Annotated in this window: 12 protein-coding genes; 5 read left to right on the top strand and 7 right to left on the bottom strand. The window is 59.6% G+C overall.

Annotation, left to right across the window (positions count from 1 at the left end; translation table 11 throughout):
• Positions 1-7: 7 nt before the first annotated feature.
• Positions 8-1,084 carry an alkene reductase gene (locus QRN31_RS16040; RefSeq protein ID WP_285433045.1) on the bottom strand — a complete coding sequence of 359 codons (1,077 nt, stop codon included), beginning with the start codon at positions 1,082-1,084 and terminating at the stop codon, positions 8-10.
• A 74-nt stretch (positions 1,085-1,158) separates the two neighbouring features.
• Positions 1,159-1,998 carry a pirin family protein gene (locus tag QRN31_RS16035; protein ID WP_285433044.1) on the bottom strand — a complete coding sequence of 280 codons (840 nt, stop codon included), beginning with the start codon at positions 1,996-1,998 and terminating at the stop codon, positions 1,159-1,161.
• 204 nt (positions 1,999-2,202) lie between these two features.
• Between QRN31_RS16035 and QRN31_RS16030 the strand changes: the two genes are divergently transcribed.
• From QRN31_RS16030 to QRN31_RS16010, 5 genes are all read left to right on the top strand, one after another.
• The gene (locus tag QRN31_RS16030; protein ID WP_285433043.1) at positions 2,203-3,129 is read left to right on the top strand and encodes a LysR family transcriptional regulator; all 927 of its coding nucleotides are present in this window, start codon (positions 2,203-2,205) and stop codon (positions 3,127-3,129) included.
• A 287-nt stretch (positions 3,130-3,416) separates the two neighbouring features.
• Positions 3,417-3,929 (top strand): formaldehyde-activating enzyme, encoded by a 513-nt coding sequence (gene fae / locus QRN31_RS16025; protein WP_054615233.1) that lies wholly within the window; start codon positions 3,417-3,419, stop codon positions 3,927-3,929.
• 10 nt (positions 3,930-3,939) lie between these two features.
• Entirely contained in the window at positions 3,940-4,974 is a 1,035-nt protein-coding gene (locus QRN31_RS16020; protein WP_285433042.1) for an aldo/keto reductase, read from the top strand.
• Positions 4,971-6,404 (top strand): NAD-dependent succinate-semialdehyde dehydrogenase, encoded by a 1,434-nt coding sequence (locus tag QRN31_RS16015; protein ID WP_285433041.1) that lies wholly within the window; start codon positions 4,971-4,973, stop codon positions 6,402-6,404. Before QRN31_RS16020 ends, QRN31_RS16015 begins: the two co-directional genes overlap by 4 nt.
• 163 nt (positions 6,405-6,567) lie before the next feature.
• Entirely contained in the window at positions 6,568-7,932 is a 1,365-nt protein-coding gene (locus QRN31_RS16010) for an MFS transporter (protein WP_285433040.1), read from the top strand.
• 131 nt (positions 7,933-8,063) lie between these two features.
• On the opposite strand, the gene QRN31_RS16005 is transcribed toward QRN31_RS16010, so the two are convergent.
• From QRN31_RS16005 to QRN31_RS15985, 5 genes are all read right to left on the bottom strand, one after another.
• Positions 8,064-8,939, bottom strand: coding sequence for a LysR substrate-binding domain-containing protein (locus tag QRN31_RS16005; protein WP_285433039.1), 876 nt, complete (start codon positions 8,937-8,939; stop codon positions 8,064-8,066).
• Between the two features lie 212 nt (positions 8,940-9,151).
• On the bottom strand, positions 9,152-10,333 hold the full coding sequence (locus QRN31_RS16000) for a hypothetical protein (protein ID WP_208667639.1): 1,182 nt from the start codon (positions 10,331-10,333) through the stop codon (positions 9,152-9,154).
• Positions 10,334-10,419: 86 nt separating this feature from the next.
• The gene (locus tag QRN31_RS15995) at positions 10,420-12,066 is read right to left on the bottom strand and encodes a dipeptide ABC transporter ATP-binding protein (protein ID WP_285433038.1); all 1,647 of its coding nucleotides are present in this window, start codon (positions 12,064-12,066) and stop codon (positions 10,420-10,422) included.
• A 2-nt stretch (positions 12,067-12,068) separates the two neighbouring features.
• Positions 12,069-12,905 carry an ABC transporter permease gene (locus tag QRN31_RS15990; protein WP_285433037.1) on the bottom strand — a complete coding sequence of 279 codons (837 nt, stop codon included), beginning with the start codon at positions 12,903-12,905 and terminating at the stop codon, positions 12,069-12,071.
• Positions 12,902-13,855 carry an ABC transporter permease gene (locus tag QRN31_RS15985; RefSeq protein WP_285433036.1) on the bottom strand — a complete coding sequence of 318 codons (954 nt, stop codon included), beginning with the start codon at positions 13,853-13,855 and terminating at the stop codon, positions 12,902-12,904. Before QRN31_RS15985 ends, QRN31_RS15990 begins: the two co-directional genes overlap by 4 nt.
• Between the last annotated feature and the right edge of the window lie 53 nt (positions 13,856-13,908).

Below are 13,908 nucleotides of genomic sequence, written 5' to 3'. Positions count from 1 at the left end.
GTGTTTGTCAGAGTTCCGCCAGGGTCGGATAGTCCGTATAACCGCGCTCTTCACCTTGGTAGAACGTCGTTGGGTCGGCTTCGTTCAGGGCCTTGCCGTGTTTGAATCGCTCGACCAAATCCGGGTTGGCCAGGAACGCGGTGCCAAACGACACGAGATCCGCATCGCCTGAGCTGAGCGCCATTTCAGCACGCTCAGCGTCATAGCCCCCATTGGCGATATAGGTGCCGCCGAAACAACGCTTCAGTTCCCTGAAATCGAATGACCCTGCACCGAGTTCCACCACATGAAGGTAGGCCAACCCATAGCGACTGAGCATCTTCGCTGCGTAGTTGAAAGTCGCTTGGGGATTGCTGTCGCTCATGGAGAAATAATTGAAGATCGGCGACAGGCGAACTCCTACGCGGCTGGCCCCGAAGACCTCGATGACCGACTCGACCACCTCCTTGAGAAACCGGGCGCGATGTTCTACAGCGCCGCCATAGGCATCGGTTCGGGTATTGGTGCCATCGCGCAGGAACTGGTCGATCAGATAACCGTTTGCTCCGTGGATCTCAACTCCGTCGAATCCTGCACGTTTCGCGTTTTCAGCAGCCAGGCGAAAATCAGCGACCACATCGGGAATCTCACCGAGATCCAGAGCCCGTGGGATTTCGTAAGACTTCAGTCCCTCAGACGTGTAAATCTCGCCATCAGCCTTGATCGCTGAAGGTGCTACTGGCTGGGCGCTGTTGATCTGCACCAATGGATGTGAGAGCCGTCCGACATGCCAGAGTTGCAGGAATATCCGTCCACCTTCTGCATGAACAGCGTCGGTGACTTGTCTCCAGCCCGCGATTTGTTCGGAGGTGAAAATGCCCGGCGTTCTCATATAGCCTTTGCCTTGTGCCGAGACCTGAGAACCCTCGGTGACGATGAGGCCGGCACCGGCACGTTGCCGGTAATACTCAACCACGGTGGGCGTCGGAGCATCACCTTCACCGGCGCGGCTTCGCGTCAAAGGCGCCATGACCATGTGGTTGTTCAGAGGGAGGGAGCCGATTTGTGCAGGGGACAAAAGCAGGTCGAGATTGCTCGTGGTCATGATGTTTCTCAGTAGGTTTTGGATTGCATGAGTCGTGATCGTCGTAACGATCTTTGCGAAGTGTTGAGGGAGCCCTAGTCAAGTCGTCCTTGCTGTCGCAGGCGCGCGCCAATCCGCTGTATTTCAGTTTCGCCCTGCGCCAGAGCCACCTTGCTTGTGTGCACCGAGTAGTGACCCATTACCAGATCGTGCGGATGCTTCACCGCTGAGCCCAGCACGAACGAGCATTCGCCTTGTGCCACGAAGTCGATGGGTTGCTCGGACTCCTCGAACACGGCGAGTTCGCCGGCATTGATCAGGCTCCCTGTGTCCAGCCGTCCTGCATTAACCGCGAGCCAGGCCACGGTGTGTCCGGCCGGTGGGGTATACCGCCAGCGTTCGCCGTCTTTCAAATTCACGGCGAGATAGTTCATGTCACTCGGCGTTTCAATCAGGCTCTGCGCATGACCGTAGCGGCCCAGGAGCACGCGTGCCGGGCCTGCTTGCGGAACTTGGGAGGGCGCAAGATAGACACTCAGCGCGGGGGCGTTTTCCAACGACGGCGGTAGTGCCACCCAGAGCTGGAATCCCTGCATCGAGGACTCGTTGGCTAGCGTAGCGTCGTGCCAAACCCCGTTGCCGGCGCGCATCCACTCAACACCACCGGCAAGCAACACACCTGTCGCGCCAGTGCTGTCTTCATAGGCGACCTCACCTTTGGTCATGAAGGTAACCGTCGCAATCCCTGAGTGTGGGTGCATGCCGAAACTGGACTTACCGCGACTGGCGTTCAAACTGAAAATATCAAGAAAAATGAAAGGCTTTAAAAGCTCGCCCAGATCGCCCGGGCTCATGAGCCGCGTTATAGGGCCATGGGTGCTGCCTTTGGTGCGATGGACAATGGCGCGTTGCAGAACAGCGACGGTGGCGGTCATATGTTTTCTCCCGTGATTTTGAGCGCCTGAGCCCACCAGACAATGCCATCGAGCAGCGCTTTGGCTGTGGGCAGATGCGGTTAATCGGTCCAGCAGACTGAGGGCTGGCTTCAGCGATGCCTGAAGGATATGCGTCTTCTAATTGCTTTATTAGATGGCATAATTGGAGTGAACTAATCCATTTAACGAAGTGGTGGCGCTAGCATGCTTGACCTCAACGACGTCGCCTTGTTTGTACACGTGGTGCGCAACGGCAGCTTTGCCGAAGCGGCGCGCCAGCTTGGAATGCCGTCCAACACGTTGAGCAGGCGCGTTCAACAACTCGAGGCACAACTCGGCACACGGCTGCTGCAGCGTTCCACGCGCAAGCTCACCCTTACCCATTCAGGTCAGGTTTTTCATGACCGGTGCTCGGGCGCGGTAGAAGGCCTGATCGATGCCGGGCAGCAATTAATGACGGGCAACCAAGAGCCGAGTGGCATCGTGCGCATTGCGGCGATGGCTGATTTCTTCGACTTCTTCCCGATGGAATGGGTGGCCGATTTTCTAGCCTTGCATCCACGGGTTCAGCTTGACTTCGTGCTCAGTGATGCACGCGCCGATCTGATCGCTGACCGGATCGACATCGCGTTTCGAGGGGGCACGTTGCAGGATTCGGGATACGTCGGTCGCCAACTCATTGGAGCGGGCAATGAAGGTTTGGTCGCCAGCCCCAAGTACCTCAGCAACCGAGGTGTGCCCGCTACGTTAGAGGATCTGGTCAATCACGACTGTGTGAGTTTCGGTCATCCTAGCGGCGTCACCACGTGGCGTCTTAAAGGGCCAAACGGTGTTGAGCAAGACGTGCAGATTTCCAGCCGTTTCAATGGCAACACGGCTCAGGCATTGCGTAAGGCTGCGGTGTCTGGCTTGGGCATTGCGTTGCTACCGCCCACGCTCGTTAATTTCGATCTTCAGGCTGGCCGCCTTGTGCCTGTGCTACCGCAATACCATCGCACTGGATACGGCCTGCATGTGCTTTATCCCAGTCGGCAACATTTGCCGTTGGCGGTATCAGCCTTTATCGGGCTGGTGATGGAGAAGCTCAAAATGGAAGCATTCCCGGCAAGGATTTTTCCTGAGCAGGTTTGACACGGTATTTGGGCCAGCCTGATTCGCCCCTGAGTTCGCGGGGTATGACAAAAAGTCATGCCCCCATGACTTTTAATGGTTACAGCCCCCCGAATCCCCAGTGTTAAAAAATCGCAAACACAGCTCATCAACAACAAAAAAGAGCGTTTGCAACCATGACTGATCCCCACTGCCGCGTCCTCGTCAGCTGCGTGCTGCGCTCTTCGAACCCCGACATTTGCCTCGCGATCTTCACGGTCCGCGTGCACTTCTGATCACCCCAAAAAATCCAAAAAGAGTAATGCCCCATGAAAGAACTCGACCTGTACATCGGTGAAGGTTTCGAAGGCCCTGGCGTGAACGCCGCGCACATCAACATTCTGATCGGCCCGCGCAACGGTCCGGCGGGCCAGGCGTTTGCCAATAGCCTGGCGTCGCCGAGCCAGGGACATTGCCCGTTCATGGTGATCGCCCAGCCGAACATCCCGGTCAAGCCGATGACCCTTTACGTCAACAAAGCCGCGATCAGCAGTGATCTGCATGGCAACGCCACGTGGGGCGCGTCCCAGGCCGGGATCGCCAAGGCTGTCCTGGAAGCGTTGCTGGACGGCACCTTGCCGCCGGAAGCCGAGGACGAGTGGGCCATCGTCACGGCCAACTGGGTCAACCCGGCCTGCGATGACCTCGATGCGGTGTACCTGAACAACTACAACGCCTGCCGCACCGCGATCCGCGCCGCCCTGACCGGCAAGCCGGAAACCGCGCAACTGGCGGATGTGGTCGATCACATCAGCAATCCTTTCTACACGCCAAAAGCCTGAGGTCCCACCCATGCAATACATTCGTTTGGGCAACTCCGGCCTGCAAGTCTCCCGCCTGTGCCTGGGCACCATGAACATGGGCACCCCGGACTGGAAACCGTGGATTTTCGATGAGAAACAGAGCGAGCCGATCGTCGCTCACGCCCTGGACAACGGGGTGAATTTCATCGACCTGGCGGACTTCTATTCCGCTGGCGTCGGCGAGGAAGTGGTAGGGCGCATCGTCAAGCGCCTGGCCCGTCGCGAAGATCTGGTGATCACCACCAAGGTCGGCTACGGCACCCGCAGTGGAATCAATGCCAGCGGCCATTCGCGCAAGCACATCATGGACAGCATCGACGCTTCGTTGAAGCGTCTGAACATGGATTACGTCGATGTGTTCATGCTGCATTACTTCGACGTGAACACGCCGGTTGAAGAAACCATGAGCGCGATGAACGACATCGTGCGTTCAGGCAAGGCCCGCTATATCGGCGTGTCGACCATGCTCACCGGGCAATTGGCGAAGATTCTCATGGCCTGCGAGCGCAATGGGTGGGTCAAGCCGATCAACATGCAGCTGCAGCTGAACTGCGCCTACCGCGAAGAAGAGCGCGAGATGATTCCGTTTTGCCGCGATCAAGGCATCGGTGTCTCGGTGTTCAGCCCGTTGGCTCGTGGCTTGCTGACCGGTGACGTGCAATCCACGCGCAATCAGACCGATTTTTTCACCCAGCAGATGTACAGCGACGAAGCCTCGTTCGAGATCGCTCATTCGGTACAACGGGTGGCGCGCGCCCGTGGCGTATCGAACGCACAGATCGCCCAGGCATGGGTCGCCAACCATCCCGGTGTCGATTGCATGTTGGTCGGCGCCGACACCACCGCGCAGTTCGACAGTGCCCTGGCGGCGTTGGAAACCAGGCTCGACGCCGAAGAGCTGCAAGAACTGGAACGCAACTACACCCCGTGCGACGTGATCAACGATTACACCGCCGGCAAACGCATCCTGCGCTCGGCCCGTCCGGGTCTGGAGCGCTTCAATCTGACCGAGGCTGTGGCATGAGCGTGCTGATCCGTAACGGCAATTACATCGATGGCCAATGGTCCAGCGGTGGTGCGACGTACCCGGTGTTCAACCCGGCTAACGGCGAACTGATTGTCGAGGTGCAGAAGGCCGGCACTGAAGAAACCAATCTGGCCATCGCCGCCGCCAACCGTGCCTTGCCGGCATGGCGAAAGCTGACCGCCAAGGACCGCAGCCAGCGTCTCAAGCGCTGGAGCGAGCTGATGCTGAGCAACCAGAAGGACCTGGCGACTTTGCTCAGCCGCGAACAGGGCAAACCGTTGGCCGAAGCAATGGGCGAGGTGGTCTACGCCGCGAGCTTCCTGGAGTGGTTTGCCGAAGAGGCCAAACGTGCCTACGGCGACGTGATCCCAAGCCATAAGGCTGATGCGCGGATCATCGTGGTCAAGGAAGCCATCGGTGTGGTCGCGGCGATCACCCCGTGGAACTTCCCGTTGGCCATGGTCACGCGCAAGGTCGGCCCGGCGCTGGCGGCGGGTTGCACGATGATCCTCAAACCGTCGGAAGAAACGCCATTGTCAGCCTTCGCCCTGGCGGTGTTGGCCGAGCAGGCGGGCATTCCGTCCGGTGTGTTCAACATCGTATCGGGTGACGCGGTGGCGATTGGCGGGGCGCTGCAAGCCTCCAGCATCGTGCGCAAACTGTCGTTTACCGGCTCCACCCGCACCGGTAAATTGCTGATGCGCCAGGCTGCCGACACCTTGAAAAAGGTCTCGCTGGAATTGGGCGGCAACGCGCCGTTCATTGTCTTTGACGATGCCGATCTGGACGCTGCGGTCAAAGGCGCGATGGCTTCGAAATTCCGCAACACCGGGCAAACCTGTGTCTGCGTGAATCGCTTCTTCATTCAGGACGGTGTGTACGAAGCCTTCACCGGCAAACTCGCCGAAGCGGTCGCGGCGATGCGCGTCGGCAATGCGCTGGACGGTGAATCCGAGCAAGGTCCGCTGATCAACGCGGCGGCGTTGGCCAAGGTTGAACTGCATGTTGGTGATGCTCTGGAGAAGGGCGCCAAGCTGTTGTGCGGTGGTCGTCGGCATGCGCTCGGTGGCACGTTCTTCGAACCGACCATCCTCACCGAAGCCCACAGCGACATGCTGATCGCCCAGGACGAAACCTTCGGCCCGGTGGCCGCGTGCTTCCGCTTCAAGGACGAAGCCGAAGTGCTGCAACGGGCCAACGACACGCCGTATGGACTTTCAGCGTATTTCTACAGTCGCGACATCGGCCGCGTCTGGCGTATGGCCGAAGGCCTGGAAGCAGGCATGGTCGGGATCAACGAAGGGATCATCTCCACGGAAGTCGCGCCGTTTGGCGGCATCAAGGAGTCGGGCCTGGGTCGCGAGGGCTCCAAGTACGGCCTGGAAGACTACCTGGAAATCAAATACCTGCTGATGGGCGGGCTGTAAGGCCCACCACACAACCAATGTGGGAGCGAGCTTGCTCGCGATGAGGCCATCACTTTCAACATGGATATTGACTGACACACCGCTATCGCGAGCAAGCTCGCTCCCACAAGTTCAAGAGCTACCGGTTTCATTTCTCCGTCAACAACAACAACTGGAGACGAACATGTCCGCTCAATCGATAAAGATCGATGACCTGCCCATCGGGCGCTTCCACATCAAAATCGCCGGCCTGACGTTCGGCGCACATTTTACCGACGGCTACATCCTCGGTCTGATCGGTATCGCCTTTACCCTGCTCAGTCCACAGATGCACCTCGATGCCTTCTGGCAGGGCCTGATCGGCGCCTCGGCGTTGATCGGCTTGTTCCTAGGCAGCCTGTTCTTTGGCTGGATCTCCGACAAGGTCGGCCGGCAGAAAATCTTCCTGGTCAGTTTTGTGCTGATCACTGTTGCCTCGGTAATGCAGTTCTACGCCGAAACCGCGATGCAGTTATTCCTCTGTCGGGTGCTGATCGGCATCGGCCTGGGGGGTGACTTCAGCGTCGGCCACGCGATGCTCGCCGAGTTTTCGCCGAAGAAACATCGCGGCGTATTGCTCGGCTCGTTCAGCGTGATCTGGACCTTCGGTTACGTGGCCGCGACCTTCGTCGGCACGGCGATGCTCAACCTCGGGGACGACGCCTGGCGCTGGATGCTGGCCTCGTCGGCGATTCCGGCGGCGTTGATTTTGATTGCGCGGATCGGCACACCTGAGTCGCCGCGCTGGTTGGTGAATCAGGGACGCATCGCAGAAGCACGGGCGATCGTCAAAAAGCACCTGGGCGACAACGTCGAACTCGACGAAACCCGCTCCACCGAAACCCGTTCCGGCTACGCGGTGCTGTTCAGCCGTGAGTACCGCAAGCGCACGGCATTCAACTGTTTGTTCTTCGTGTGCATTGTGATGCCGTATTTTGCGATCTACACCTTTCTGCCGTCGATTCTGCAGAAGATGGGATTGGCGGAGGGTTTCGGCACCGAGCTGATGCTGAACATGCTGTTGATCCTCGGGGCGTTGATCGGCATCTGGTGCACGGTGAAGTTCTCGCGTCGAGGGTTCTTGATCAATTCGTTCATCATCCTCGCGGTGGCGCTGTTCCTGTTGGCGGCATTGCCGGGCAGCGCGGCATTTCTGATGGTGCTGGTGTTCGGTGTGTTCACGCTGGTGTTGTCAGCGGTGAGCAACCTGGTGGGGGTGTTCCCGGCCGAAAGCTTCCCGACCGAAGTGCGGGCCAGCGGGATCGGCCTGGCGACGGCGGTCAGTCGTTTGGGCTCGGCGGTCAGTACGTTTCTGTTGCCGGTGAGTGTGGCCGGGATCGGCTTGAGTCCGACCATGGGCATTCTCGCGGCGATTCTGGCCTTGGGAGCGATGATTTCCTGGGCCTGGGCACCGGAGACCAAATCCCTGACATTGAGCCAGGCGTGCAAGGCGCAGAGCCCGGTGGAGAGCGGGGCGCCGGTGGCCGCAAAGGTCGTAGCCCCGGTTTGATGATCGTTCCCACGCTCTGCGTGGGAATGCCTCAATGGACGCTCTGCGTCCGCTTGTGGGACGCGGAGCGTCCCTGGCTGCATTCCCACGCAGAGCGTGGGAATGATCAATGAAAGACCGCGATTGGTGTTTCAGGGGTTGCTGACCAACTCCAACCACTGCGTAAACAACCGCACCTTCGACAACCCCTGCTTGTCGTTCGCCACATCCAGCCAATACCCATAAGGCCCCACCACTTCAACCGGCGTGATCGGCACCAGGCTGCCATTCGCCAGTTCCTTTTCGATCATCTGCCGGTCAATCACTGCCAAACCGCCACCAGCCAACGCAGTGTGAATCACCTGATCCAGGGTGCTGAATTCCAAGCCTTGACCGGCGTCGACATCGTCGCGGCCCATCGCCGCCAACCAGTTCTCCCACACCTTCAAGCGCTTGCCATCGTGCAGGATGTGCAGCAATGGAAACTGCCGCAGGTCCGGCGGCTGGCCGTTGACGAACAATTCCGGGCTGGCCACTGCCATGTGCCGTTCCATCACCAGTAACTGACTGCTGCAATGGCTGGCCGCTTCAAGGCCGAAACGAATGTGGCAGTCGATTTCCGCAAGGCTGTCGTGGCCGGTCTGGTTCGTGACGCTCAAGCTGATGTCCGGATAGCGTTGGCAGAACGCGCGCAAATGTGCCGACAACCAGCGCGTGGCCCAGGTCGGTGGCGCGACGATACGCAGGCGCTGGCGCAGGTTCGGCACGCGCACCGCTTGCAGCGCACGTTCGACGTGGTCGAAAGCATCGCTCAGTTGCGGGGAGAGGGCGAGGCCGGTCTCAGTCAACGACAGGCCCTGAGGCGTGCGAATAAACAGGGCGACACCGAGATAGTCTTCGAGCTGCTTGATCTGCCGGCTGACCGCGCCTTGGGTGACGTTCAGACCTAGCGCCGCCTGGCTGAAACTTCGATGCCGCGCGACTTCTTCAAAGACTCGCAGCATGTTGAGCGAGGGCAGTTGACGCATGAAAGGGTGACTCCATACCAGCCTCTGTTGCGCAGGGCAGGTTTATTGTTTTTGGTGAATGTTTTGTAGGCGTATCTGACTCCTCTGTGATGGGCTGATGCAAGTGTTGTTTGGGCTATTTGCGGGCAGGCTCGCTTCCACTGGTTATGCGCTAAACCTGTGGGAGCGGGCCTGCCCGCGAAGGGGCCTTCAGGAGCGTCAAACAATCCGGATCAGAAGTAGTACCCAATGTTCATATACAGCTGATTCTCCCACTGGTTACTACCCCCAGCCCCCAGACTCTGGGTGTAGCTGCTGCCACCGATGTACGGATCATTCTTGCCATACAGCCACTCAGTGGCGATCCACAGTTTGCTCACCGAAAAAGAGGTGCCGAAGATCATCCGCTGCGAAGTCTTGAAGTCATCGGCGGATTTGTCGAAAGCGCTGTAGTTGGCATACAGCTTCACACCGCTGATCTGGTCGAACAGGTACTTGCCGCTAACGTCGTAGCTCACGTCTGCCACATACAAGTTGCCGCGACTGGCGACGTTGAAGGTGCCGTCGTAACCGCCGAGGGTCACCAGTTCATCGGTGCCGGGGTTGCGCGGGGACATCTGCTGACGCGCCGCTTGCAGTTGCACGCCCCATGGGCCGTTTTTGCCGATGTAGTGCACGGCCACGGCGTTACGACGGCCGTCGTTATTGGTGTCTTTGTTCTCCAGGGTCGAGGTCAGGCCGGAGATCCCGACTTCGGATTTCCACGGCCCCAGGTCCAACGCCTTGGCCACTCGCAGCACGACCGTGTTGCGTTCCTGGTTATTGCTGCCATCGGCGACGTAGCTGTCAGCTTCGGACACTACGCTGGAGTAGGTGTCACCTTTACTGGTGCCTTTGCCTTGCCAGGCCGGACGCAGGTAGTAGCCGGCCTGAATGTTCCAGTCGCCACTTTGCTGGATGTACTTGGCGCCGATTTCTTCCAGGTCTTCCAGGCCCACGACATTGCCCAGGGTTTCATAGAAAGTGCTGCCAAAGTACGGCTGCAAACCGAACGGTACCTGGTTCAGGCCGACCTGGATCTGCTGGTCGGGGTTGAACTTGTAGCCGATCCACGCCGATTCGGCGAACTGGATATCACCGACATTTTTTGTGTACTGGTAGGGATAGGCCCGGCCATAGAAGCGGTACTTGGCGGCGCCGATCCAGGTGTCGGAGTTGTACTTTGCCGTGAGGAACGCGGTGTCGAAGTTGAACTTCTGGATGTCGCGGTCCGGGTCATAGTCCCAACGTGCCCGGACGGCGCCGCCGAGGTCGAGGTTGTCGGTCACTTGAATCGCCATGGCTGGGGCCGCGAAGGCACCGAGCACGGGGATAAGTGCAATGGAACGGATTGCAAGAGGGGTGGTTGTGCGCAAAGTGATACTCCCGTTTTCTGATTTTTATTGAGCAACAGCGGCCCATGCCGCAACGAATGCTGCGGCCTGGGGAAAGGGTTATTGACTCAGTTGGCCTGAGGTCGGATCAGCCTCAACGGGGGGGCAATTGCGGGCGCAACCGGTATCGCCGAAGCGCCGGGTGCTGCTGCCAGCAAGGTCTGGGTGTAGGCGTTTTGTGGACGCAACAGCACCTGTTCCGCCGTGCCGTACTCCACCACTTCGCCCTGACGCATCACCGCGATGTAGTCGCTGATCTGCGCCGCGACCCGCAAGTCGTGGGTGATGAACAAAATGCTCAGGTTGAGGCGCTGTTGCAGTTCTGCGAGCAACTCCAGCACTTGTTTTTGCACTGAGACATCCAGCGCCGAGACGCTTTCATCGGCGATCAACACCTCCGGGCGCATCGCCAGGGCGCGGGCGATGCCGATGCGCTGGCGCTGGCCACCGGAGAATTGCCGAGGCTTGCGCTTGAGGGCGTCACGTTTGAGCCCGACCTGTTCCAGCAAATCACCGGCTTCGGTCCACGCATCCTTGGCCGACAACCCGCGCAATTGCGCGGCACGGGCGATGATGTCGCCGACTCGATGTCGTGGATTCAGCGAGCCGTACGGGTCCTGGAAAATCATCTGAATCCGCCGCCGATTGGCTGCCAATGCAGAACCGCTCAAGGCGAGGAAGTCCGTATCACCGACCCAGACATGGCCGCTGTCGCTTTCCACCAGCCGAATCGCGGCTTTGACCAGCGTGCTCTTGCCCGACCCGGACTCGCCAACAATCGCCAGGGTCTTGCCCCGTGGCAGTTGCAGCGAGACATCCTTGAGTGCCGGCACCAAATGGCCACCGACGTTGTAGGTTTTGGTCAGGTGCTCGATGCGCAGCGCCAACTCGCCATCGGCGCACGGAGCATGCAACTCGGGATGCAAGGCGGGCACAGCGGCAATCAACTTGCGGGTGTACGGATGCTTCGGTGCGTTCAACACCTGATCGCGCTCACCGATTTCCACCAGCACACCGCCCTCCATGACGGCGATGCGGTCGGCGATTTCCGCCACCACGCCGAAGTCGTGGGTGATGAACAGAATGCCGTGCTGACCGCGACCACGCAGGTCTCGCACCAGTTTCAGCACCTGAGCCTGAGTGGTCACGTCCAGCGCCGTGGTCGGTTCGTCGGCAATCAGCAAATCCGGGTTCATCGCCAGCGCCATGGCAATCACCACTCGTTGGCATTGGCCACCGGAGAGTTGATGGGGAAAGCTGTTGGCGATCCGTGGCGGGTCGGGCAGTTGCGTGGAGTCGAGCAGGGTGAGCATGCGTTCACGGCGCTCGGCGGCGGGCATCGTGGGCGCGTGAATGTCGAAGATCTCTTCGACCTGCTGACCGATACGAATCGCCGGGTTCAGCGCCGCCATCGGCTCCTGGAAAATCATTGCGATGCGGTTTCCGCGCAACTGGCGCAGGGCGTTTTCGTCCATTCGGCAAATGTCGTCGCCAAGGAAATCGATCACGCCTTCGCTGTGGCGCAGGCCTTTGGCATAGTCGCCCATGATCGCAGCCGAAAGCACCGATTTGCCGGAACCGGACTCACCGATCACACAGAGAATTTCACCCTTGCGCACGTCAAGGCTGATGCCTTTGACCGCGTGGCTGCGGTCGGCGCCGATGGGCAGTTCGATGGAAAGGTTTTCCACCCTCAATACTTGTTCCTGACTCATGCTCAACTCCTTGTGCCTTTCTGGGCGTGTTCATCCAGACCGTCCGCCAACAGGCTCAGGCCCAGCATCAGGGTGGAGATGGCAATGCACGGGAAGATCACCAGGTGGGGGAAGGCGATGGCCATGCTGCGGCCTTCGTTGATCATGCCGCCCCAGTCCGGGGTCGGTGGTGGCAGGCCCAGGCCGAGGAAACCTAGGGCGCCGATCATGATCGCGGTGTAGCCGATGCGCAGGCAGAAATCGACGATCAGCGGGCCTCCGCAGTTAGGCAGGATTTCCACCAGCATGATCCGCAGCGAACCTTCTCCCTGTGTGATGGCGCTGAGCACGTAGTCCCGGGAACGGATGTCGATGGTCAGTGCGCGCATGATCCGGAAGATCGCCGGGGCACTGGTGAAGGTCACCGCAATCAGGATGTTCAGCGCCGAGGCGCCGAGGGCGATGATGATCACGATGTACAAAACCAGCACAGGGAACGACAGCACGGTGTCGGCGACATACGACAGCAACGCATCGACCCAGCCATTGAAGTAACCGGCACACAGGCCCATGGCGATGCCCACGGTGAACGCGGTCAGCGTCGCCAGGGTCGACCAGAACAACACGGTGCGCGTGCCCCAGATCAGTCGCGACAGAATGTCCCGGCCGATCATGTCTGTGCCCAGCAGAAAGCTCATGCCATTGCCATCCGGGGTCATCGGTGTCAGCAGCGGGGTGAAGCTTTCCAGTGGATCGTGGGGCGCCAGCCACGGCGCGAACAGCGCCATCACCACCCAGCCGCCGACCAGCAGCAAACCGAGCAACGCCAAGGGATGTTTGAACGAGTTGAGGAAGTTCATTGGCCACCTCCGCCAAGACTGCGCAGGGTGATGCGCGGGTTGAGCCAGGTGTAGGCCAGGTCCGAGAAGATTTTAGTTGCGCCGACCACGATGCCGCTGATCATTGCGCAGGCTTCGATCAAGTAGACGTCATGGTTCAGCGACGCGGTGTAAAGCAGCGAACCGAAGCCTTTGTAGGCGAAGAACACCTCGACCACGATCACGTTCGACAACAGCCAAGGGATGTACAGCATGATCACCGTGATCGGCGCGATCAGGACGTTGCGCAAGGCATGGCGCAGCACGATGCGTGAGGTTGACGCGCCTTTGAGGCGGGCGGTACGGATGTACGGCGCCTGCATCACTTCGACCATCGAAGCGCGGGTGATCCGCGCCAGATAACCGATGCCGAAAAGGCACAGCACCATCAGCGGCAGCGCCAGCTCCAGGGCGTTGAAGCCGTCGCTCATGCTGCTCACGCCCGGCAGCCAGTTGAGCCAGAACACGAAGATGGCCGAGACAAACACCGCACTGGCGAAGTCCGGAATCGACGTGGTGACAATCGATAGAAACGACACCAGTCGATCCACCACCGAACCTTGGCGAATACCGGCCAGAATGCCGAGGGTCAACGCCACCGGCACCATCACCAGCAAGGCCAGGCCCGCAAGGATCAGGGTTTGTCCGAGGTTGGGCAGCAACAGGTCAATCACCGGCTCACGAAAGTGCACTGAGGTGCCCCAGTCCCCGCTGAGAAAATCCTTCAGCCACACCAGGTAGCGCCAGACAAAGGGTTGGTTATAACCGTGTTCCACCAGCCACGCGGCGCGTTGGTCAGCGGCAGAGTAGGGGCCGAGGACGTTGATCGCAACGTCCTCGATGTTCAGTTCCAGGGCCAGGAACACGATCACTGACACCGACAGCAAGGTTGCCGCCAGCGCCAATAACTTGCGCAATAGAAATTCAGCCATGCTCACACGCTCCGGCTAATCAAGGGATGTCGGCCCGCCGCACCGTAGTGGGC

It is taken from the genome of Pseudomonas sp. fls2-241-R2A-110 (genome assembly GCF_030209165.1).
In the GTDB taxonomy this organism is placed as follows: domain Bacteria; phylum Pseudomonadota; class Gammaproteobacteria; order Pseudomonadales; family Pseudomonadaceae; genus Aquipseudomonas.
Note: the sequence above shows the minus strand (reverse complement) of the source record. Positions and strands in the feature narration are given on the sequence as shown.